The sequence below is a fragment of the Ferdinandcohnia salidurans genome (assembly GCF_042680725.1).
GTDB classification, from domain to species: domain Bacteria; phylum Bacillota; class Bacilli; order Bacillales; family Bacillaceae_L; genus Ferdinandcohnia; species Ferdinandcohnia salidurans.
In genome coordinates this window covers 1-22,720 of the sequence record NZ_JBHUEK010000031.1, presented here as the reverse complement: position 1 = coordinate 22,720, position 22,720 = coordinate 1, and the positions used below count along the sequence as shown (strand labels likewise).

General features: G+C 37.9%; 19 protein-coding genes, 1 riboswitch and 1 other annotated feature. Of the genes, 2 read left to right on the top strand and 17 right to left on the bottom strand.

The window, feature by feature from the left end:
* Nucleotides 1-16: 16 nt before the first annotated feature.
* The 13 genes from ACFSFW_RS20660 to zapA all read right to left on the bottom strand — a co-directional run bounded on the left by ACFSFW_RS20660 (nt 17) and on the right by zapA (nt 15,709).
* Entirely contained in the window at nt 17-1,261 is a 1,245-nt protein-coding gene (locus ACFSFW_RS20660) for an aspartate kinase (protein ID WP_388041023.1), read from the bottom strand.
* Nucleotides 1,262-1,482: 221 nt separating this feature from the next.
* Nucleotides 1,483-1,661, bottom strand: a riboswitch (Lysine riboswitch).
* A gap of 67 nt (nt 1,662-1,728) precedes the next feature.
* Nucleotides 1,729-3,501, bottom strand: a complete 1,773-nt coding sequence (gene uvrC, locus ACFSFW_RS20655; protein WP_388041020.1) for an excinuclease ABC subunit UvrC — start codon at nt 3,499-3,501, stop codon at nt 1,729-1,731.
* Nucleotides 3,502-3,678: 177 nt separating this feature from the next.
* Nucleotides 3,679-3,993, bottom strand: coding sequence for a thioredoxin (gene trxA / locus ACFSFW_RS20650; protein WP_099352058.1), 315 nt, complete (start codon nt 3,991-3,993; stop codon nt 3,679-3,681).
* A gap of 403 nt (nt 3,994-4,396) precedes the next feature.
* Nucleotides 4,397-5,374 carry an electron transfer flavoprotein subunit alpha/FixB family protein gene (locus ACFSFW_RS20645; RefSeq protein WP_099362116.1) on the bottom strand — a complete coding sequence of 326 codons (978 nt, stop codon included), beginning with the start codon at nt 5,372-5,374 and terminating at the stop codon, nt 4,397-4,399.
* A 67-nt stretch (nt 5,375-5,441) separates the two neighbouring features.
* Nucleotides 5,442-6,218 (bottom strand): electron transfer flavoprotein subunit beta/FixA family protein, encoded by a 777-nt coding sequence (locus ACFSFW_RS20640; protein ID WP_304217710.1) that lies wholly within the window; start codon nt 6,216-6,218, stop codon nt 5,442-5,444.
* A gap of 64 nt (nt 6,219-6,282) precedes the next feature.
* On the bottom strand, nt 6,283-7,056 hold the full coding sequence (locus ACFSFW_RS20635) for an enoyl-CoA hydratase (RefSeq protein ID WP_388041016.1): 774 nt from the start codon (nt 7,054-7,056) through the stop codon (nt 6,283-6,285).
* Between the two features lie 301 nt (nt 7,057-7,357).
* A complete protein-coding gene (gene fadR / locus ACFSFW_RS20630; protein WP_099362118.1) occupies nt 7,358-7,948 on the bottom strand; it encodes a fatty acid metabolism transcriptional regulator FadR in 591 nt (196 codons plus the stop codon).
* A gap of 202 nt (nt 7,949-8,150) precedes the next feature.
* Complete coding sequence (locus tag ACFSFW_RS20625) at nt 8,151-9,839, bottom strand: long-chain-fatty-acid--CoA ligase (protein WP_388041014.1); 1,689 nt, start codon at nt 9,837-9,839, stop codon at nt 8,151-8,153.
* A gap of 307 nt (nt 9,840-10,146) precedes the next feature.
* Complete coding sequence (locus tag ACFSFW_RS20620) at nt 10,147-10,566, bottom strand: DUF350 domain-containing protein (RefSeq protein WP_304217719.1); 420 nt, start codon at nt 10,564-10,566, stop codon at nt 10,147-10,149.
* A 39-nt stretch (nt 10,567-10,605) separates the two neighbouring features.
* Nucleotides 10,606-12,966 carry an endonuclease MutS2 gene (locus ACFSFW_RS20615; protein ID WP_388041011.1) on the bottom strand — a complete coding sequence of 787 codons (2,361 nt, stop codon included), beginning with the start codon at nt 12,964-12,966 and terminating at the stop codon, nt 10,606-10,608.
* Between the two features lie 73 nt (nt 12,967-13,039).
* Entirely contained in the window at nt 13,040-14,758 is a 1,719-nt protein-coding gene (polX, locus tag ACFSFW_RS20610) for a DNA polymerase/3'-5' exonuclease PolX (protein WP_388041009.1), read from the bottom strand.
* Nucleotides 14,759-14,905: 147 nt separating this feature from the next.
* A complete protein-coding gene (locus tag ACFSFW_RS20605; protein WP_099362122.1) occupies nt 14,906-15,433 on the bottom strand; it encodes a CvpA family protein in 528 nt (175 codons plus the stop codon).
* Nucleotides 15,434-15,439: 6 nt separating this feature from the next.
* Nucleotides 15,440-15,709, bottom strand: coding sequence for a cell division protein ZapA (gene zapA, locus ACFSFW_RS20600; RefSeq protein ID WP_099352047.1), 270 nt, complete (start codon nt 15,707-15,709; stop codon nt 15,440-15,442).
* 132 nt (nt 15,710-15,841) lie between these two features.
* On the opposite strand from zapA, the gene rnhC reads away from it, so the two are divergent.
* Entirely contained in the window at nt 15,842-16,777 is a 936-nt protein-coding gene (gene rnhC / locus ACFSFW_RS20595) for a ribonuclease HIII (protein WP_388041006.1), read from the top strand.
* Between the two features lie 52 nt (nt 16,778-16,829).
* Here rnhC and pheT read toward each other — a convergent pair whose 3' ends face one another.
* From pheT to ACFSFW_RS20575, 4 genes are all read right to left on the bottom strand, one after another.
* Nucleotides 16,830-19,244, bottom strand: a complete 2,415-nt coding sequence (gene pheT / locus ACFSFW_RS20590) for a phenylalanine--tRNA ligase subunit beta (protein ID WP_304217733.1) — start codon at nt 19,242-19,244, stop codon at nt 16,830-16,832.
* Nucleotides 19,245-19,258: 14 nt separating this feature from the next.
* Complete coding sequence (pheS, locus tag ACFSFW_RS20585; RefSeq protein ID WP_388041004.1) at nt 19,259-20,293, bottom strand: phenylalanine--tRNA ligase subunit alpha; 1,035 nt, start codon at nt 20,291-20,293, stop codon at nt 19,259-19,261.
* Nucleotides 20,294-20,522: 229 nt separating this feature from the next.
* Nucleotides 20,523-20,762: a binding site (T-box leader), on the bottom strand.
* Between the two features lie 60 nt (nt 20,763-20,822).
* The gene (locus tag ACFSFW_RS20580) at nt 20,823-21,500 is read right to left on the bottom strand and encodes a YwaF family protein (RefSeq protein WP_388041400.1); all 678 of its coding nucleotides are present in this window, start codon (nt 21,498-21,500) and stop codon (nt 20,823-20,825) included.
* A 43-nt stretch (nt 21,501-21,543) separates the two neighbouring features.
* Nucleotides 21,544-22,293 carry a TrmH family RNA methyltransferase gene (locus ACFSFW_RS20575; protein WP_388041001.1) on the bottom strand — a complete coding sequence of 250 codons (750 nt, stop codon included), beginning with the start codon at nt 22,291-22,293 and terminating at the stop codon, nt 21,544-21,546.
* Between the two features lie 121 nt (nt 22,294-22,414).
* Between ACFSFW_RS20575 and sspI the strand changes: the two genes are divergently transcribed.
* Nucleotides 22,415-22,624 (top strand): small acid-soluble spore protein SspI, encoded by a 210-nt coding sequence (gene sspI / locus ACFSFW_RS20570; protein ID WP_099362128.1) that lies wholly within the window; start codon nt 22,415-22,417, stop codon nt 22,622-22,624.
* Nucleotides 22,625-22,720: the final 96 nt, after the last annotated feature.

Genomic DNA, 22,720 nt, shown 5'->3' with positions numbered 1-22,720 from the left:
ACCCATAAATTTCAAATTATAGTTTTACCTTCGCTTTTTCTTCTTCAACAGCCGCTAAATTAAATGAGTCATGTAAAGCTTCAACTGCACGAACCATATTGCCTTGTTCAAGAACGGTAGAAACTTTAATTTCAGATGTACTTACCATTTTCACTTCAATATTTTCCTTTGCAAGCACTTGGAACATATCAGCTGCTACACCTGGGTTTGAAACCATTCCAGAACCAACAATCGAAACCTTTGCTAACCCATCCTCATGTTCGATACTTTCATATTTCAATAAATCCTTGTTATTTTCTAAAACAGCAAGTGTGTCACGTAAATCAGGTGTTTTTACAGAGAATGAAATATTTGTATGATTTTGATCTGTCATGTTTTGAATAATGATATCAACGTTTAAACCACTTTTCGCAAGTGTGCCAAAAATAGTGGATAGTGTATGCAATTCATTTGGTAAACCAGATACTGTTACCCTTGTAATTTGGTCTTCAAAAGCAATTCCCCTAACAACAAGATTCTTTTCCATTGAAACTTCCTCCTCAATAATGGTCCCATTTTCTAGCTCTAAGCTTGAACGAACTTCAAGCGGCATTTCGAAGTTTTTCGCAAATTCCACTGCACGTGGGTGAAGTACTCCAGCACCAAGATTTGCAAGCTCCAGCATTTCATCATAAGAGATGGAATGAAGTTTACGTGCAGTTGGAACTACGCGAGGATCGGTTGTGTATACACCTGTTACATCTGTGTAGATATCACATTTATCCGCGTTTAATGCCGCTGCGAGTGCGACTGCAGTTGTATCGGAACCTCCGCGACCAAGAGTAGTAATGTCCCCTGAACTACTGACTCCTTGGAATCCAGCAACGACAACAATTTTTCCTTCTTTTAAGCTTTTATATACTCTTGAAACCTCAATGTTTTCAATACGGGCATTGCTATGTATAGCCTCTGTTTCAATACCCGCCTGCCAGCCTGTATATGATACGGATTGATACCCTTTTTCTTGTAAAGCCATAGATAATAATGCAATTGTTACTTGTTCACCTGTACTTAACAACATATCCATCTCGCGCTTACTTGGCGCGCTTGTAATTTCATTAGCTAAACTTACAAGCTGATCGGTTGTCTTCCCCATTGCAGAAACAACAACGACAACTTGATTCCCCGCTTGCACTTCTTGAATAACTCGACTTGCAACATTCTTAATTCTATCTGGTGACCCAACAGAGGTGCCTCCAAACTTTTGTACGATGATCCCCATGCCCTCAACCCTCTCTAAAATAATCAAATCCGCCTTGGCGTATTTGCGCCCGATTTTTTTCGAGTCTGCTCGAAAAGTTTCCTTTGAAAAATCGTGGCATCCGCCGGAGGCTTTAACTTTATTCAGTAGAAGTCAATGCTTCTACTGAATAAAGTTAATAAAAAACAGCAATGAGAAATTATCTCATTGCTGTGATATACGTAAACATACTACGTGTCACTTCGTGAGATAGCCCTCCAAGATTGATTCATCTTGACAATCCTATGTCTCTTAAACATAAGACCAGCACAAAAAGGTATGAGCCTTTTTACACTTCGGCGAACTTTCCTTTCTGCAATGATCGTAAGGGCTCATACCCCTCCAATTGCATACTGATAAAGATCGCACCTCTATCTTCACTTCAACGTGTTGAAGTGGAATATTATATTATTAAGGATTATATCAGACTATTTTTTAAATAGCAACGACTATTCTTTTAATTTTTCGTAAATTGCTTCAGCTGTCAGTTTAGGTATATTGGCTTTTTGGATCTCCTCAATACTAGCTTCCTTTAACTTCTTGATAGAACCAAAATGCTTCAGTAGTGCTTTTTTTCGTTTTTCCCCAACTCCAGGAATATCATCGAGCACAGATTGAAATGCGTTTTTTCCACGGACTTGACGATGGAAGGTAATCGCAAAACGGTGTACCTCATCTTGAATTCGTTGAAGAAGATAGAATTCCTGACTATTTCTAGGTAGTTCCACAATCTCAGGCGGGTCTCCGATTAAGAGTTCAGACGTTCTGTGTTTATCATCCTTCGCAAGTCCTGCTAGAGGAATTTCTAGGCCTAATTCATTTTCAAGAATATCCCTTACCGCAGCAAGATGACCTTTTCCTCCGTCAATAATGATTAAGTCTGGTAATGGCAGATTTTCTTTTAATGCACGGCTGTATCTTCTCCGTACAACCTCCCTCATCGATTCATAATCATCAGGACCTTGAACTGATTTAATTTTATACTTTCTATATTCTTTTTTATCAGGTTTTCCATCAGTAAACACAATCATAGCAGAAACAGGATCTGTTCCTTGAATATTGGAATTATCAAACGCTTCGATTCGATGAGGTGTATAAATCCCTAACTTCTGTCCTAAATTTTCAACAGCCTTAATCGTACGTTCTTCATCTCGTTCTATTAAAGCAAACTTTTCCTTTAGCGCAATTTTTGCATTTTTAGTAGCGAGGTCAATTAATTGTTTTTTCTTCCCTCTACTAGGCTGTTGAACGGTTACTTCTAGTAATTGCTCAACAATGTCACGGTCTATCGAACTAGGAAGCAAAACTTCCTTTGGTTTAAAATGATTCTCTTTTAAGTAAAATTGGCCAAGGTAGGTTAAGAAGTCTTGTTCAGGCTCGTTGTAAAAAGGAAATAGGGAAACATCCCGCTCTATTAATTTTCCTTGACGAATAAAAAAGACTTGAACACACATCCAGCCCTTATCATAGGAATAGCCAAATACATCACGGTCAATAAAGTCTGTCATTGTCATCTTTTGCTTTTCCATCGTCGTTTCAATATTTGCGATTTGGTCACGATATTCTTTTGCTCTCTCAAAGTCGAGTTCTTCAGAGGCCTTTAACATTTTTTCAGTCAACTCGTCTTTGATTTCTTTATATCCACCATTTAGAAAACGGATAATATCGTCTACCATTTTTTTATTGGTTTCATCAGATACTTCATTGACACAAGGGGCAAGACATTGACCGATATGATAATATAGACAAACCTTATCTGGTAATGTTGAACATTTTCTTAAAGGATAAATGCGGTCTAATAGTTTTTTTGTTTCAGTTGCAGCTTGCACATTAGGGTATGGTCCGAAATATTTGCCCTTATCTTTTTTTACTTTGCGTGTAATCAATAATCGCGGATGTTTTTCAGCAGTAATTTTGATAAAAGGATACGTCTTGTCATCCTTTAACATGATATTGTATTTTGGATCGTATTTTTTTATAAGATTGATTTCAAGAAGAAGTGCTTCAATATTTGAAGATGTTACAATATATTCAAAGTCCTCAATCTCATTGACAAGCCTTAAGGTTTTACCATCGTGTGATCCTGTAAAATAAGATCGAACACGGTTCTTCAGCACTTTCGCTTTACCCACATATATTACAGTACCTTGCCTGTCCTTCATTAAGTAACAACCAGGCTGGTCCGGTAAAATCGCTAATTTTTCCTTAAGATGATCGTGCATAGTAACCACTCCATCTACTATAAAATCAATTGCGTCTTAGTGAACTTTTACTTTCGTTTTGACGTATCTTATATTGTAACATTTTTACGAAGAAGTTGTATGAGTAAAAATAGGAAGTCCCCCAAAAATGAGATTAAACAAAAAAACAGCCCATGAAGGCTGTTTTTTTAATTTGAATTAATAGTGGCTTTCAAGTCTGCCAGCTAGAGCTTCTTTTGGTTGGTAACCGACTACTTTATCAACAACTTCACCGTTTTTAATAACAAGTAAAGTTGGGATGCTCATTACGCCAAACTTCGCTGCAGTTTCTTGGTTTTCATCTACATCGAGTTTCACGATTTTCACTTTGTCACCAATTTCAGTGTCTAATTCTTCTAATACTGGAGCAATCATCTTACATGGTCCACACCAAGGTGCCCAGAAGTCTGCAAGTACTAATCCATCTTTTGTTTCTGCATCAAAATTTTGGTCTGTTACGTTTGTAATAGCCATTTAAACCCCTCCTAATAAGTAACATTGAAATTCTACCAAGAGTATACCATCTGGAATGTCATTTTACGAATATTTTGCTTCAAAATGAACAGTAAACTAAATCAGAAATGATAAGATTAGTCACTATACTTCATACATAGTCATCTTCCCCAACTTTTTAAACTGTTATGTATGTAAATAATAGAGGTTATATAGGTCCGTTTTGTGTGTAGCCTATAAAAAAAGACGTCCAGAAGGACGTCTTTTTGCGTATTGCGGCGAGGACAGCACTCCACATAGTGCCTTGCCAAAAGGCGTGTCAACTCGACTTATGCAATTCAGCTCATCGCTTGATTAGTATACCATAAATTTTATAAAGGTAAAATGGAAAAAATCTCTATAAATTAGTAAGCTTCAGCTCATATTATGCATTTACTTTTAGTTTCTTGAACTCTTCAGTAAGCATTGGAACTACATCAAATAAGTCACCAACAATTCCGTAGTCTGCAACCTTGAAGATGTTTGCTTCAGGGTCTTTGTTGATGGCTACGATTACCTTAGAGTTGGACATTCCTGCTAAGTGCTGGATTGCCCCTGAGATACCGCAAGCAATATATAGGTCTGGTGTGACAACCTTTCCTGTTTGACCAATTTGAAGTGAGTAGTCACAATAATCAGCATCACATGCTCCACGAGATGCACCTACAGCGCCACCAAGAACATTCGCTAATTCTTTTAATGGTTCAAAGCCTTCTGCACTCTTTACCCCACGTCCACCTGCGATAACTACCTTCGCTTCGGATAAATCTACACCTTCAGTTGCCTTACGCACAACTTCTTTTACGATTGTTCGTAAATCTTTAATTTCAACAGACAGAGATGAAACTTCACCCGTACGTGACTCGTCTTTTTCAAGTGGTGTAATATTGTTAGGACGTACGGACGCAAAGATTAAACCGTCAGTCACAATTTTCTTTTCAAATGCCTTGCCTGAATAGATTGGGCGAGTAAAGACAATGTTGCCACCTGCAGATTCAATTGCTGTTACGTCTGAAATTAGACCAGAATTCAATTTACTAGCAATTTTGGGTGAAAGGTCTTTACCTAATGATGTGTGACCAAAAACTAAAGCTTCTGGTGACTCAGCATCAATAACTGCGAGAACGGCTTGTGAGAAGCCGTCTGGTGTATATGAAGCTAATTTTGCATCTTCAACCGTAACGACTCGGTCGGCTCCGTAATGAATTAAATCATTTGTTAAAGCGCCTACAGATTCACCGACTAACACGGCAACTACCTCGCCGCCTTCTGCTACAGTTTTACCAGCTGCAATTGCTTCAAAAGATACGTTTCGTAACGCACCATCACGTGTTTCTCCTAGAACTACTACTTTTCTTGACATTATGCGTAACCCCCTAGATTAGCCTTAGTAAAATTTTTGAAATCGCATACAAAGATTGCCCGAAAACTTATACCACCTTAGCTTCGTTATGAAGGAGTGAAACTAACTCTTTTACCTGATCTTCTAAATCGCCTTCAAGTACACGGCCAGCTTCTTTTTTAGGTGGAAGATAAATTTCAATTGTTTTTGTTTTTGCTTCTACATCATCTTCATCCAAATCTAGATCATCTAACTCAAGCTCATCAAGCGGCTTCTTCTTCGCTTTCATAATTCCAGGTAAAGATGGATAGCGTGGTTCATTCAATCCCTGTTGACATGTAACAAGTAATGGTAAAGTCGTTTCGATAACTTCAGAGTCACCTTCAACGTCTCTTACTACTGTTACTGTTGAACCATCGATATCAAGTTTTGTAATTGTCGTTACATAAGGAATATCTAGAATTTCCGCTACACGTGGACCAACTTGACCTGAACCACCGTCAATTGCTACGTTTCCACCTAAAATAATATCGGCATCTTTATCTTTTAGGTATTCAGCTAAAATTTTTGCAGTTGTGAACTGGTCGCCTTCTTCTAGATCATCTTCTGTATTAATCAAAACGGCTTTATCAGCACCCATTGCTAAAGCTGTTCGTAATTCTTTATCAGCTTCGTCAGTTGTTGCAACTGTGACAACAGTTACTTCGCCACCATGCGCATCACGAAGTTGGATTGCTTCTTCAACCGCATATTCATCATAAGGGTTAATAATAAATTCAGCTCCATCTTCACTGATTTGTCCATTGCTTACTACGATTTTTTCTTCAGTATCAAATGTTCTTTTCAAAATAACAAAGATGTTCATGAGTTTCCCTCCTAAAGGTATTGTGCAATTTCTTGTAATCTACTGATTTTCTTCAAATCTAGTATTATTTGCCTTTAAATGTCGGCGGACGTTTTTCGATGAAGGCCGTTATTCCTTCTTGTCCATCCTCTGAAATGAACATTTCTCCAAATAATACGGCTTCTCTTTTGACAGTTTCTTCATATTGTTCATTCTTCATTGAATTTAATAATTCAATGGTCGCTTTTATAGAAACAGGGCTTTTTTGAGCGATCTTCCTAGCAATTGCCATTGTTTCTTCGTGAAGATTTTCTTCTGGGAAAGCTTGATTTGCTAATCCGTACTGTACAGCCTCATCACCGCTAATTGGGTCACTTGTCCAAAGCATTTGAGCAGCTTTAGCAACACCAACATAGCGAGGCAAGCGTGCTGTCCCAGCAAAACCAGGGATAAGTCCAAGCTGTAGCTCAGGTAATCCAAGTTTTGCCTTATTGCTAACAAGGCGGAAATGGCAAGCCATTGCCAGTTCAAGACCGCCACCTAAGGCAGCTCCGTGAATACTAGCAATAATAGGTTTGGGGAATCGTTCCATTCTTTCGAATAGAGATTGACCTTGTCTTGCAAGATTTGAAAATTCTTCGCCAGAGTTTATGGTTGTAAACTCTTTTATATCCGCCCCTGCAGAGAAAAAGCGACCTTCGCCATGGATTACTAGAACTCTTACATTGTCATCCTTCTCAATGTCATCTAGCAAACTTGTAAGCTCTTTCAAAACAGCGGTTGATAATGCGTTCGCTGGAGGTCGATTAATGCTAATAGTGGCAATGTAATCGGCTAACTTCACTTTAAAAAACTCCATCTGCATCCCTCCTAATTAAGTATATGTATGTAACACACCTCAATCAAATGCGCCTTGTCGTATTTGCGCCCGATTTTTAGGCCCACAGGAAGTGGGTCATAAAGACGTTGCCACAGGATGTGGCGTTCTTAGTCTTTGAACTTATTGCTCGAAAAACTACCTCTGAAAAATCGTGGCATCCGCCGGAGGCTTTAACTTTATTCAGCCAAGGTTTGAATCCTCAAGCAGATTGTTTACCCTTTTCACACTATGCTATCACTTAAAAAGTTATGAGAAACTAGCTGAATAAAGTTAAAAATAACTAGAGGTGTGTTAATCCACAACCATTTACTAATAGTGCATGGACTTCTTTTGCCAAGGATGGCAAATCATATTTCTGTTCGTTCATAACCCAAGTGGTTGCAGTTTCATCAATCGAGCCGAATATCATCTGTCTTGCTAAACGGACATCCAGGTTTGGATTAAACTCACCATTTTCTTTCCCAAATTGAATGATGGAATCGATGGTTCCTAAATACCCTTTAAGTACTTCATTAATCCGGTGACGTAATTCCTTATTTGATTGTCTTAATTCAAGCTGAGTTACGGTTGCAAGATGATGATCGGCTGCTAAAAGTTCGAAATGTTTTTCAACCAATGTTAATAACTTCTCTGCAGCACTCGATTTTCCTGCTATTTCAGCTTCAATTTTTTCAATAAATTCGCCCATTTTTTCGTGGAATAAAGATACGAGAATATCTTCTTTGTTTTTAAAATATAAATATATTGTACCGTCTGCCACGCCTGCTTGCTTCGCAATTCTCGAGACTTGAGATTGATGATACCCATTCTCCGCGATAACCACTACCGCCGCGTCTATGATTTGCTTATATTTTGGTTTTGTATTTTTCAAGTTCTTACGTCCTTTCAGAAAAAATGAATGAATAGTCATTCATATTTCTATAATAAAACCTAATCAAGATACTGTCAAGATTATCTTCTCAATTTCACATTTGCACTTTTAAAGTAAAGAAAAAGAGCCACAGGCTCATATCATGGCTCCTCACTGATGTTTACACGAATGATGTATTTAGAGCTGATTGATCCTACTTTTCTTAATTAATTTTTGTTAGTTTTTCCTTTTCCTCTTCAACTAATACCCGGCGCAGAACCTTGCCTACAATAGTCTTCGGTAATTCTTTTCTAAATTCATATACTCTTGGAACTTTATATGCTGCTAAATGTTTTCGACAATGCTGATCAAGCTCTTCCTCTGTGAGTTGTTGGCCTTCTTTTAATACGACGTATGCCTTTACTGTTTCCCCACGATACGGATCTGGGATACCTGCGACGACAGCCTCTTGTACTTTTTCATGTTCAAACAGTACTTCCTCAATTTCTCTCGGATAAACATTAAATCCGCCAGCAATAATCATATCTTTTTTACGGTCTACCACATAGAAAAATCCATCTTCATCCATGTAGCCTAAGTCACCTGTTAATAACCAACCATCACGAAATGTATTTTCAGTTTCTTCAGGCTTATTCCAATATCCTTTCATAACCTGAGGACCTTTTACAACTATCTCTCCAATTTCTCCTATATCAGCAGGTTCACCTGTTTCCATTGATAGCACCGCAGCTTCGGTATCCGGCCATGGTAATCCAATGCTTCCATTCACGCGATGTCCCCAAATTAAATTCGCATGTGTTACAGGGGAAGCTTCCGATAAACCATATCCTTCTACAAGCTTTCCACCCGTCACTTTTTCAAATTGTTCTTGAACTTCAAGTGGCAAAGCGGCAGAACCGCTAATACAAGACTCAATCGAAGATAAATCATATTTCATTAGATCTGGATGATTCAACAGACCGATGTACATCGTTGGTGCTCCAGGAAAAAGAGTTGGCTTCTGTTTATGAATCGTTTTTAGCGTGTCTCCTGCATTGAATTTCGGCATAAGGATCATTTTTGCAGCCATCATAATAGATAGGTTTAATACAGTTGTCATTCCATACACATGAAAAAATGGCAGAATGGCTAAGATGGATTCTTCTCCTTTGTTACATTTATACATCCATTTAGAACACATTATCGTATTCGCAACTAAATTCCGATGTGTTAACATTACTCCTTTTGGAAAACCTGTTGTTCCTCCTGTATATTGTAACAAAGCAAGGTCTTCTACTGGGTCAATGTCGATATCGATTTCTTTTGCATCAGATGTTTTTATAATTTCCCTTAGTAAATGATTTGTTCCTTCATGTTCCACTTTGACTACAATACCATACTGTTTCTTTTGAATAAAAGGATAAATCATATTTTTCGGGAATGGGAGATAGTCTTTAATTTCGGTCACAATAACATGTTCAAGTTCTGTTAGCGCTTTCACTTTTGAGACTCGTGGAAATAAAATATCTAATGTAATGATTGCTATTGAACCTGAATCCTTTAAATGATATTCAAGTTCTCTTTCTGTGTACAATGGATTTGTTTGGACAACGATTGCACCAGAAAACAAGACACCATAATAAGCAATTACACCCTGTGGGCAGTTCGGCAACATAATGGCAATTCGGTCACCTTTTTTGATGCCTTGAGACACTAAATAGTTTGCAAGTTTTAAAGATTCCTCATACACTTGTAAAAAAGTTAATTCTTTTCCTTGAAAATGAACAGCTACTTTTTGAGGAAATTCACTTGCAGTTCTTTTCAAATACGCTTGAATTGGAATGTTTTCATACTCGAGTCGATGCGGAATTTCCTCAGGATAATTTGCTAACCACGGCCTTTCAAACTCCATCAAATAACCTCCCTTTAAATATTTATTTAGAGAATACGAAGCCGTATCCAAAACCCAGTTTGAATTTTCAAACCATTTATACTCATTATATTATATAGAATATTCGGTGACAATTAGATTCATGAATTGTTGCTGAAGTTTATGTCGTTTTACGACAAAAATAGATTGAATGAACCAATCGATTCATAAAAATAGGGCTGTTGGTTAATTCCCAATCAGCCCATTACTTTATAACACTAAATAAAGGATCCCAATAATAACAAATACTCCACTTACAACTAACAAAATCTTAGCTAGCTTTTCCATTTTAAAAACCACCATTTCCTATCCCTGCGCCGATTACATAAGAGAGTCCCGCCGATATAATCATGGAAATAAGTCCTACAGCGCGATTATCTTGTTGTATCTCAACATCAATGTCGAATTTCGGGGTTAAGAATTCAAAAATAAAATAGCCAATTAGAAGCAGGAAGAACCCAAATACTCCCCAGCCAATCATGACAAATAATGAATCATGGTTTTGGATGGAAAAGCGGAATATATTTGCGATCCCGAAAATTTTTCCTCCTGTTGCCATTGCGACTGAGAGGTTTCCTTTTTGGATTTCTTCCCAATTTTTGTATTTGGTGACCAATTCAAATATGGCCATAAACAGAACTAAACACAGTATAACAACACTGTAATTAGCAGCCGTTAACACAAATTCATTATCCCAAAATTGATCCATCATCTTCTCTCCCTATTAGAGATTACATTTCTATGCTAATTATTTTAATTCTACTACTGTGACGCCTGTTCCACCTTCTCCAGCTTCCCCAAATCTTGTAGATTTTACGGAGCGGTGATTTTTCAGGTATTCTTGAACACCTTGGCGCAAAGCACCTGTCCCTTTTCCATGGATAATAGATACACGTGGATAACCTGCAAGTAAAGCATCATCGATGTATTTTTCCACTCGTAACAAAGCGTTCTCGTATCGTTCACCTCGTAAGTCTAATTCTAGACTTACGTGATAATCTCTACCCCTTACTGTTGCTAGTGGCTTAGTCTCAACTGGTTTCGGACTGCTAACAAACTCGAGGTCTTTTTCCTTCACCTTCATTTTTAAAATCCCAATTTGAACCTGCCATTCGCTATTTCCTGCCTTATCGATTAAATGGCCCTTTTGGTTTAAGCTAATTACCTTTACTTCATCACCAGGTACGAGCCTTCTTTTAGCTTTGGTTGCAACAGATTGTTTATTCGTCTTGTTCGAAGTTTGCGGTACCGCATTTTCCAAACGCTTTTTCGCATCAATCAATTGATGTTCCTTAACAAGCGATTGTTGCTCAAGCTTCATTTTACGTAAATCTCGAATGACTTCTTCAGCTTCGCTAGTTGCATGTTTGATTGTTTCAGCTGCTATTTGTTCTGCCTTTTCATATAATCTGTCACGTTGTTCATTAAAATCAATGATTTGCTCTTGAAGCTGCTTATGAAGTATCTCTGCCTGCTTTCGGATATCTTCTGCTTCCTCGAGCTCTTGCTCTGCATCCTTTTTACTTTTTTCCAAGGAGGCGATCATATTTTCGACCGTATTCGTTTCAGAACTAATATGATTTTTGGCAGTGTGAATAATGCTATCTGATAACCCTAGTCGTTTTGAAATTTCAAATGCATTACTCCGACCAGGAACTCCGATTAAAAGCTTATATGTTGGACTTAAGGTTTCAATATCAAATTCAACACTTGCATTAATTACTCCTTCTCGGTTGTACCCATACGCTTTTAGCTCTGGGTAATGGGTTGTAGCGATAACTCTTGCACCCCGACTATATACTTCATCAAGGATTGAGATCGCAAGGGCAGCCCCTTCTTGAGGGTCAGTTCCCGCTCCTAGTTCATCAAAAAGAACTAAGCTGTTTGCGTCAACTTGTTTTAATATATCTACAATGTTAACCATGTGAGAAGAAAACGTACTTAAACTTTGTTCAATCGATTGCTCATCACCAATATCAGCATATACCGATTCAAATACAGCTATCTCTGACTCTTCCTGTGCCGGTATTTGAAGGCCTGATTGAGCCATAATCGTTAATAACCCGATCGTTTTTAAAGTGACTGTTTTTCCCCCTGTATTTGGACCCGTAATTACAATAGAAGTGTAGTCTTTTCCAAGCTCAATATCATTTGGCACTACTTCTTGTGGGTCAATGAGAGGATGACGACCTTTTTTAATGAACACATAGCCATTCCCATTGATTCTCGGCTTTGAACCCTTCACTTTTTTGCTGTAGCTCGCTTTTGTGAACATAAAATCAAGTTCCCCAAGCGTGTCCACATTTTGATAGAGTGACTCATTTTCCTCTGCTACTGCATTAGAGAGTTCTAGTAAAATCCGGTCAATTTCTAGTTTCTCCCTAACCCTAGCTTCCTGCAATACATTGTTAAGGTCGACCACTGATTGTGGTTCAATAAACAATGTTGCACCCGAAGAGGATTGGTCATGAACGATTCCACCGTAAGTCCCACGATATTCCTGTTTAACGGGAATTACATAGCGATCATTACGAATCGTAATGATTGCATCTGAAAGTGTTTTTTGAGCCGAAGATGATCGAATAATATGCTCTAACTTCTCCCTGATTCTTGCTTCACTGCTACGAAGTTGGGTACGAATTCCACGCAATTTGTCACTCGCTCCATCCATAACCACTCCATTATCATCGATACAGTTTTTTATTTTTTGCTCTAGTTCAAATAAGGGGGTAATCCGTTCAACTAATTCACCGAGTATCGGGACTTCAATCTCGTCCTCAATCATACCTTCAACAAACTTCTTCATTTGCCTACCAGCATAGATAGTACCTGCAATATCTAAGAGCTCCATTGTATTTAAGCCACCGCCAATACTTGCGCGCTTAACTGCAGCTCGGATATCCGTTAATCCCCCAAGAGGAACATTTCCTTTTAACCGTAATACCTTCGATGCTTCGTCCGTTTGCTCTTGTAGAAAAACAACCTCCTCTACTTTCGTCGAAGGAATCATTTGTTCAATTTTTTCCCTTCCTAATGAAGATGAGACGTGCTGTTTTAGCTGTTCCTTTACTTTCTCAAATTCTAAAACCTTTAAAACTCGTGGCTGCATGCTGTTACTCCCTTCTTGCTACCCACAACTTTAATATGGACGTATCTCCTGAGTAGGAGGCGTATAAATAGAATTATAAATTTCTTTTTAGATAAGCCAATAGTTCATCCTTATCCCAGGTGTTAATAACACTTTCTTTTTTAATCCAACCTTTAGTTGCCGCAGAAATGCCATAACCCATATCCTCTAGCATGTCTATATTATGTGCATCCGTGTTAATCACTAGTTTTACACCTGCATCTTGTGCCTTTCTAATATAATCTGAAGAAAGGTCCAATCTATTCAAATTCGCATTTAATTCCAAGGCTGTATTCGTTTCTTTGGCTAGCTCAATTAGCATATCCACGTCCACGTCATATCCTTTTCTGCGCCCAAGTATTCTTCCAGTAGGGTGTGCGATAATATCAACATGAAGATTTTCTAATGCTGTTTTTAAGCGTTGCATGATTTTCTCCCTTGGTTGTGTAAAGCTTGAATGAATGGATGCAATCACAACATCTACATCTCGAATAATTTCATCATCATAATCTAGTCTTCCATCAGGGAGGATGTCCATTTCAACACCCGTAAAAATCGTAAAATCATCATATTTTTCATTTAATCTTTTAATTTCTTTGTGTTGTTCTAGTAAACGATCGGGGGTAAGCCCGTTTGCAACACGAAGATATTGTGAATGGTCTGTAATAGCCATGTAGCGGTAACCTTTTTCCCTACAGGCTTCAACCATTTCTTCAATGGTATATGCACCGTCACTCCATGATGTATGCATATGGAGGTCTCCTTTAATATCTTCAAGTCGTATGTGTTCAACTTTCTGTTGAAAGGCTTCTACCTCTGAGCCATCTTCTCTTAGCTCTGGCGGGATAAAGGTGAGTCCGAAATATTGATAAAATTCTTCTTCCGTTTCAAAGGTTTTTAATTCACCTGTTTCACTATTTTCAACACCATATTCACTTATTTTTTCACCACGGTCCTTTGCTAACTGTCTCATCCTCACATTATGGTCTTTACTGCCTGTAAAATGATGAAGAGTAGTTGCAAATTCATGTGGTTTCACAAGACGGAAATCAACCGAAATATCATAGCTATACGAAATTTGAACGGAAACCTTTGTATCCCCGCTAGCGATAACACCATTTATGCCATTAAGACTTAATAGCTGTTCCCGTACTTTTTCAGGTTCATTTGTTGCAATAATGAAATCAAGGTCCTTTATCGTTTCTCTCATTCTGCGTAGACTGCCTGCACGAGAGAATGTTTTGATTCCTTCCATCTTGCTTAATTGTTCCTCGATTTCTTCAGCGAGCGCTAGCATGAGAGCAATTGGCAAGCGATCTGGTCGTTTGCCATATTCCTCGATGGAAGCGAGTATTTTTTCTTCTGTTTTCTTACCAAAACCTGCGAGGTTTTGAATTTTTTCGTTTAGGCATGCTTGTTTTAACATTTCCATATCTTCAATGCCCAGTTCTTGATAAAGCTTAGCTATTTTTTTACCGCCAAGGCCTGGCAGGTTTAACAAAGGGATGAGTCCTTCCGGCACTTTTTCTTTTAATTCATTTAGTACGTTTGAACTGCCCGTTTCTATGTACTCTGTAATCACAGCTGCGGTTCCTTTTCCTATACCTGGTAGTGCTGTGAAGTCTTCAATTGTGGATAAACTTCGATCATCATTTTCCAGTGCAGCTGCTGCCTTACGAAAAGCTGATATTTTAAATGGATTGTCCCCTTTAAGTTCCATATAAATTGCAATTGTCTCTAGTAGACGGATTACATCTTTTTTATTAATTGTCACTGTTAGCACCTACCTATCATTCCATACGATTAACTATCCAAAATGATACAGATTTTTTGCGAAAAAGTCACTTAATGTATCAGCTTTTTCATTTTTGACAAAAAAAACTCCTCTAACTTAATAGAGGAGTCAGTTACTAAATACTTGTCAAATCCACATGTCCTTAATTTTCCCAGTGAAGAATGGTGTATGTTGTACAATCATTTTCGCCATAAATGAATCATTGAGATTAGACTGAACCATTTCAACTGGTAGTAAAGCTCCGATATAAAGCACAATAAAAACAATTAGGTATACTTCAACAAATCCTAGTAGGCCTCCAGCCCACCCATTAATTTGTTTTAAAATTGGTAGATTTGCAAGGAAATCTAACATCGATCCTATGATCTGCCATAGGAACTTTGTAGCAAAGAAGATAATGGCAAAAGCTATAGCACGGTAATAAGACGTTTCTAAATTTGTACTTTCAAATAAAAACTTCATTGTTTCGGCGTCACCGAATGTTGGATATGGAATCCATAATACTAATTTTGGCATAAGTTCATCATAATAGAGATACGCGACGATAAATGCAACAATAAAACCAGTAAGATGAACGATTTGAAGGATAAAACCTCTTCTTAAACCAACTAAGAATCCCATTAAGAGGATGATAATCAAAACTAAATCGAACATATCACTTCAATCCTTTTCATTTTTTGCTTGTTCTAAAAGTTTTTCAAGGTTTTCATAGTCTTCTTTTAGCTTTAGATGATCATGAACAATATTAACTGCTGTTAATACTGCCAGTTTATTAATATCTAGTGTCGGGTTTTTTCCGCTAATTTCTCTCATTTTATCATCGACAATTGAGGCCACAAGGCGAATATGACTTGTGCTCTCAGACCCGATAATTGAGTATTGCTGTCCATATATATCTACAGTGGTTCTTGTTTTTTGTGGCTGTGACAAGTATTTGGCCTCCATTCTAGTCAATCCTACAAATAATAATACCATGAACGTGATATTTATGGAAAGAAATCTCAACAAACGTTATGATAGATTATGTAGAATTTTATCCATAAATAGTAGGAGATGTTATTTTTGTCTAATACTGTATTAAAATGCACCCTCGAAACAATAGAAAAAATGAAGACGCATTATAAAAGTCAATTGCAAGATAAGGTCCCACAGGGTGGATTATTTGTCGCCAAACTCCCTAGCTGTACAATTACTGCTTATAAATCTGGGAAAGTATTGTTTCAAGGTAATAGCGCTGGAAGCGAAGCTGCAAAATGGGGTAGCTCTGTTACGTCCACTAAGACGACTACATCTAAGAAACCAGTTGCAAAAAACAGTGGATTGCCTGCCAATATTAGAACATTATCAATGGTTGGTTCAGATGAAGTTGGGACGGGTGACTACTTTGGACCAATGACGGTCGTTGCTGCATATGTTTCCAATGATAAGTTCGAGCTATTGAAGGAACTTGGGGTTAAAGATTCAAAGGATTTAAACGACAAACAAATATGTGAGATTGCCGAATCCATTATTCATGTCATCCCATATAGTCTGTTAATTTTACATAATGAAAAATACAATGAACTCCAAGCAAAAGGGATGACTCAAGGAAAGATGAAGGCATTATTACATAACCAAGCAATCGGTCATGTCTTGAAAAAAATTGCACCCTCCACACCGGATGGTATTTTAATCGATCAGTTCGCTGTTCCTGACGTGTATTTCAGACATCTTTCTGGTCAAAAGGAAATAATTAAGGATAAGGTTTATTTCAGTACAAAAGCTGAGGGCGTCCACCTATCAGTCGCTGCCGCTTCAATTATCGCTCGTTATGCATTCGTAAAAGAATTTGACAAATTAAGTGAGAAATGCGGTTTGGAGTTAAAAAAAGGGGCCAGTGCTCAGGTTGATGTGGTTGCAGCTAAGCTAATAAAAAAGCAAGGTATAGGTGCACTGCGCACGTATACCAAACTACACTTTGCAAACACAGGAAAAGCAAAGAAAATAGCTGGGATATAAGAGAGCTAGACAATTTAAAAATGGAGTGGGATACAATACCCACTCCATTTTTTTATGAACGCAATGTTGCATCAAATTTCTCTGCAACTGCCTTTAGTACTTTTTCATGTGCTTTTGTTACTTCTTCCTCTGTTAAAGTACGTTCTGGATCGAAGTATTTAATCGAGTATGCAACTGATTTTTTACCAGGCTCCATACGCTCTCCTTCATATAGGTCAAAGATCGTTACATCGCGGAGTAACTTTCCACCCGCTTCAATAATGACCTGCTTCATATCACCTGCAGCCACTGAGGTGTCTACAACAAGTGCGATGTCACGAGTCATTGAAGGGAATCTTGGAATTGGCTGATACAGTATTTCTTCCACATCTGCTTCTAAGACATCCTTTAATGATAATTCAACCACATAAGTCGGTGTTAAATCTAAGTCTTTTTGGACGTTCGGATGAATTTGACCAATAAATCCAATTTCTTTGTTATCTAACAACACAGAAGCAGTCCGACCAGGATGCATATCTTCAACTCTTGCTTGAAGGAATGAAGTTCTATTTCCAAGACCTAGCTTTTCAAATAGACCTTCTACAATACCTTTAACCACATAGAAGTCAACTACTTTTTTCTCACCCTGCCATGTTGGTGATAACCATGAACCTGTAAGAGCAATCGCAAGATGTTCTTTTTCATCAGGTAGTTCTTGATTTGGTCTAGTAATGAAGACTGCACCAGTTTCATACGTAGCTACACTGTCAATTTGGCGAGCTAGGTTATGTGAAACAACCTCTAATAAATGCGGAAGAAGACTTAATCTTAACAGACTTCTTTCTTCACTCATTGGCATCGCCAAACGAATTGGTTCACTTTGTTCAAGTGCGTATTTAGTCACTTTTTCAGCACTTGTAAGTGAATATGTGGTGCTTTGATATAAGCCTACACCTTCTAAATATCTTCTAACTAAACGACGTTTTGCTTGGTAATCCGTTAATCTACCAGGATTTGATTCGCCAATTGGAAGTGTTGTTGGAAGTTCATCATAACCGTATAACCGCGCAACTTCTTCGATTAAATCTTCTTCAATTGTAATGTCAGGTCTGCGAGTTGGTACAGTGACATGGAACGTATTATTATCCACAGTAAATGAGAATTGTAGGTTTGTAAAAATCTCTTCTACTTTTTCTTTTGTTATTTCAGTTCCTAATACTTTATTAATTCTCTCAAGTGAAACAGATACATTTACAGGTTGAATATCGAGAGTGTCAACTGCTACAACACCATCAAGAATCACACCGCCAGCAAGCTCAGCCATTAGCTCAGCAGCACGGTCGGCTGCTGCACGAGTACGATTTGGGTCAATTCCTTTTTCATAGCGAGCACTTGCCTCACTGCGTAATCCGTGATCCTTAGAAGACTTACGGATTGTACTTCCTGTAAAATAAGCAGACTCAATTAATACCGTTGTTGTGTCATTTTTAACTTCAGAATTCGCGCCACCCATTACACCAGCAAGGGCAACTGGCACCGTACCATTTGTAATGACAAGGTGTTCGTTAGTTAATGTACGCTCTACATCGTCTAATGTTGAAATCTTTTCACCGTTATTCGCACGTCTTACAAGAATTTCCTTAGAACCAAGACGGTCATAATCAAACGCGTGTAAAGGTTGACCATATTCTAATAAAATATAATTTGTAATATCAACTACATTATTGTGCGGTCGAATTCCTTCTGCCATCAGGCGTGTTTGAAGCCACAATGGTGATGGACCGATTTTAACGTTCTTTACAACTCGCGCCACATATAATGGATTATCTTCCTTTGCTTCAACTGAAATTGAAATATAGTCTTCCGCTTTTTCCTCTGAAGTTGTTACTTTTGGTTGTGGAAGTTTAACTTCTTTTCCAAGAATAGCTGCAACTTCATAAGCAACCCCCATCATGCTCATAGCATCAGCACGATTAGGTGTTAGTCCTAATTCAAGAACTTTGTCATCAAGATTTAGTTGGGCAATCGCGTCCGCTCCTGGCTCAACATCATGTGGGAAGACAAAGATGCCTTCTGAATATTCCTTTGAAACGAGCTTTGATTCAATTCCAAGCTCTTGTAGAGAACAAATCATGCCATTTGATTCTTCACCACGAAGCTTTGCCTTTTTGATTTTGAAATTACCTGGAAGTACAGCTCCTACCTTTGCCACGACCACCTTTTGTCCTTTGGCAACGTTAGGTGCACCACAAATAATTTGAACAGGTTCACCTTCACCTAAATCGACTTGACATTTATTTAATTTATCAGCATTTGGATGCTGCTCACATTCTAAAACATGACCGACAACAATCCCACTAATGCCTTCCCCTAAATGATCGACACCTTCAACTTCAATTCCGCTTCGAGTGATTTTCTCTGCTAATTCTTCAGCAGTTACACCTGATAAGTCAACGTATTCTTGTAACCATTTATATGAAACAAACATGTTTTTCTCCCTCCTTAAGCCCGATTAAATTGTTTGATGAAACGATTATCATTTGTATATAAATGACGAATATCATCAATTCCATACTTTAACATTGCAATACGCTCTGGGCCCATTCCGAACGCAAAGCCTGTATATTTCTTTGAATCAAATCCAGACATTTCAAGTACATTTGGATGAACCATACCTGCACCTAAAATTTCAATCCAGCCTGTTTTCTTACAAACATTACAGCCATCTCCACCACATTTAAAGCATGAGATGTCCATCTCTACTGAAGGCTCAGTGAATGGGAAGAAGCTTGGACGCAGACGGATTTCACGATCTTCTCCAAACATTTTCTTTGCAAACGTATTTAAAGTACCTTTAAGGTCACTCATACGAATGTTTTCATCAACAACCAATCCTTCAATTTGTGTGAATTGATGGGAATGTGTCGCATCATCATTGTCACGACGATATACTTTACCAGGACAGATGATTTTTACAGGTCCTTTTCCTTCATGCTTTTCCATTGTTCTTGCTTGAACAGGAGATGTTTGAGTACGAAGAAGAATATCCTCAGTGATATAAAATGAATCCTGCATGTCCCTTGCTGGGTGGTCCTTTGGTAAATTTAAAGCCTCAAAATTGTAATAATCTTTCTCGACTTCTGGCCCTTCCGCAATGGAATAACCCATACCGAGGAAAAGATCTTCAATTTCTTCAATTACCTTTGTAAGTGGATGAGGTCCTCCTACCTTAATTGGTCTTCCTGGTAGTGTGACATCGATTGTTTCAGAAGCGAGTCTTTTTTCAACTTCTTCTTTTTCGAGCAATTCCTGTTTTGCAGTTAATTTTTCAGTGATTTGCTCTCTTACTTCATTCACAAGCGCACCCATTTTTGGACGCTCTTCAGCAGAAAGCTTGCCCATCCCTCTTAGTACTTCAGTGATAGGTCCTTTTTTTCCTAAATACGCAACACGAATATCGTTTAATTCTTTAAGATTCGTTGAAGCTTCTACTTTTTCCAGAGCTTCTTCTTTCAGCTCAAGTAATCTTTCTTGCATTAAAAATTCCTCCTTTTTCTTAGAAAAGCGCAAGGCGCCCCAATTCCAGCTAAAAGCATGCACGTCCTGTGCATAACGCTGGAATCCTAGCCGTCCTGGCATGGGCGACAAGCACAAGACGAGCACTGACAGAAGGCGCTTTTTGCCTTCCGAAGTGATTGGCTTGTGACCTCGAGCCGATGGCGCCTGGAGCTAGACATTAAGACAAAATAAAAAACCTCAATCCCAAAAAAGGGACGAGGTTTAGATTCGCGGTACCACCCTTGTTAACAATTATCAAACAATAATTGTTCACTTAGTTTCGATAACGGCAAATGCCGGTACACCTTTACGTTTTGAATGACAAAACGGTCCAAGTGCCAACTCAAGAGGTGAATTCACTTTCTTCTTCTATAAAAATGCTTTCAGTCACGGCATTTTCTCCCTGAATAGTGAGTGGAAAGATACTAGTCTCTATCACTGTTTTTAGCTATATGTAAAGCATATAGATTATATTATACGTATCTTAGAGTTGCAAATCAAACCCATTTTAATTCTTTTTTCGTATAAATGGGAGATATAGAATAATAAACATGAACAATGCGACTATTTCCAAGGATAAAATATACCAAGGGTACGGACCCAGAATATCGATTAGGCTTGGGTTTATTGGTTTTCGTGCGAGAAACATATAGTTTCCACCTGTTGCTTTGTTTATGAAAAAGACAACTATTGCAATAACATTTAAAGCAGCAAAGGCCTTCCAAATAGATTTAATTGTAGGTCTACAATTCTCAAACCATATCATATACAAACTTGCTAGTATGATCGCGATATGTGCTAGAAAAAAATGAAAATAGCGATAATGTGGAAAATCATAGGCAAGTTCTGGTGTAAGCATTGCTTGCATAGCACCGCCAATACCTAAGAAATACGTAATCTCAAATAAAAAAAGCTTTCGAGTTAACAACATGATGATACTTAATAACAATGAAATTGAGCATAGCTGAAATGGCAATGAATCTACCGGATCCCATACTCCCGTTTTCAAATACCAAATGTAAAGCGATAGTTCGCTAGCTAATAAAAAGAAAGCAAGGGAATAACGGATTGCTGATTTTCTCTTTGTGAGTTTTGTTCGAAACATAAATAATAATATCCCTGATGCAAACAATAAGCCTAACATCACAACATGTGAAAGAGATAACCACTGAAATGGGTCTCCAATAACGGACCTTCCGAAAAAGTCGTTTATTTATACTCCCCCCTCTTTACCGTAAATGATAAAGCAATATCCCCGCTGCTACTGCAACGTTTAATGATTCACTCCTACCGAAGATTGGGATATAAAGATTTTGATCAGTTTTCTCTAATAGGTCAGGTTCTACTCCATTCCCTTCATTGCCAACAATCAGTGCAAATGGATTTCCAACAGACGCTTGTTTATAATCAACTGCATTTTTTAAAGATGTTCCATATACTTTAATCCCATTTTGTTTAAGCTTTAAAATAGTGTTGTGAAGATTTTCTTTAATAATAGGTATATGAAATATGGAGCCTTGCGTAGAACGAATGACCTTTGAGTTATAGACATCAACGCTTCCTTCACCAATAATGACAGCATCAATTCCTGCTGCATCTGCAGTTCGAATCATCGTCCCTAGGTTACCAGGATCCTGTACAGCATCTATTAACAAGAGTCTAGAGAACTTTCCACCTTCATTTACCGAGTATTGCTCACAAACGGCAGCAACTCCTTGAGAAGTATCTGTATCACTTATTTCCTGCATGATTTTTTCCGTTACAATCGTGATTGATAAATCATCTACATTCCATCCTGAAGGGATGTCAGTTGTTTCACTTATAATCAATTCTTGGATGACTACATCACTTTTCATTGCCTCTTCCACTAAATGGAATCCTTCAATCATAAATGTCCTTGATTTATCACGTTCTTTTTTCGTATGTAGTTTTTTCCATTGTTTTATTTGAGGATTTTTATTTGATTCGATTCGTTTCAACTTGTCAATTGCTCCTTTTTGCTGATTCTTTTCCCATTATATCCTAACAAAGATACATAATAAAACGGTATAACGTAAATCATAGTAAAGAAAAAGTTACATAGGAAAGGTGTGCATGTAAATGAACTTAAACTTAAGACATGCTGTAAAGCACAATGTCACAGGAAATTCTCAGGCTGAATTAGAAGATACAATTGTAGATGCTATCCAAAGTGGCGAAGAAAAAATGCTTCCTGGTTTAGGCGTTTTGTTTGAAGTCATTTGGCAAAATGCAAGCCAAGAGGATAAGCAAGAAATGCTTACAACTTTAGAGCAAGGATTAAAGCAGTAGTTGGAAAAAGCCGATGATAACTCATCGGCTTCAGACTGTAGACAAACTCGAAAAATTTCGAGTTTGCCTACAGTCTTTTTTAATTTACAATATTTA

Coding starts and splice junctions, on each gene's coding strand:
- ACFSFW_RS20660 (WP_388041023.1), bottom strand. CDS start 1,261: ATGGGGATCATCGTACAAAAGTTTGGAGGCACCTCTGTTGGGTCACCA.
- uvrC (WP_388041020.1), bottom strand. CDS start 3,501: ATGCACGATCATCTTAAGGAAAAATTAGCGATTTTACCGGACCAGCCT.
- trxA (WP_099352058.1), bottom strand. CDS start 3,993: ATGGCTATTACAAACGTAACAGACCAAAATTTTGATGCAGAAACAAAA.
- ACFSFW_RS20645 (WP_099362116.1), bottom strand. CDS start 5,374: ATGTCAAGAAAAGTAGTAGTTCTAGGAGAAACACGTGATGGTGCGTTA.
- ACFSFW_RS20640 (WP_304217710.1), bottom strand. CDS start 6,218: ATGAACATCTTTGTTATTTTGAAAAGAACATTTGATACTGAAGAAAAA.
- ACFSFW_RS20635 (WP_388041016.1), bottom strand. CDS start 7,056: ATGGAGTTTTTTAAAGTGAAGTTAGCCGATTACATTGCCACTATTAGC.
- ACFSFW_RS20625 (WP_388041014.1), bottom strand. CDS start 9,839: ATGGAGTTTGAAAGGCCGTGGTTAGCAAATTATCCTGAGGAAATTCCG.
- ACFSFW_RS20620 (WP_304217719.1), bottom strand. CDS start 10,566: ATGGATCAATTTTGGGATAATGAATTTGTGTTAACGGCTGCTAATTAC.
- ACFSFW_RS20615 (WP_388041011.1), bottom strand. CDS start 12,966: ATGCAGCCACGAGTTTTAAAGGTTTTAGAATTTGAGAAAGTAAAGGAA.
- ACFSFW_RS20605 (WP_099362122.1), bottom strand. CDS start 15,433: ATGTTCGATTTAGTTTTGATTATCATCCTCTTAATGGGATTCTTAGTT.
- pheT (WP_304217733.1), bottom strand. CDS start 19,244: ATGTTTGTTTCATATAAATGGTTACAAGAATACGTTGACTTATCAGGT.
- pheS (WP_388041004.1), bottom strand. CDS start 20,293: ATGCAAGAAAGATTACTTGAGCTGAAAGAAGAAGCTCTGGAAAAAGTA.
- sspI (WP_099362128.1), top strand. CDS start 22,415: ATGAACTTAAACTTAAGACATGCTGTAAAGCACAATGTCACAGGAAAT.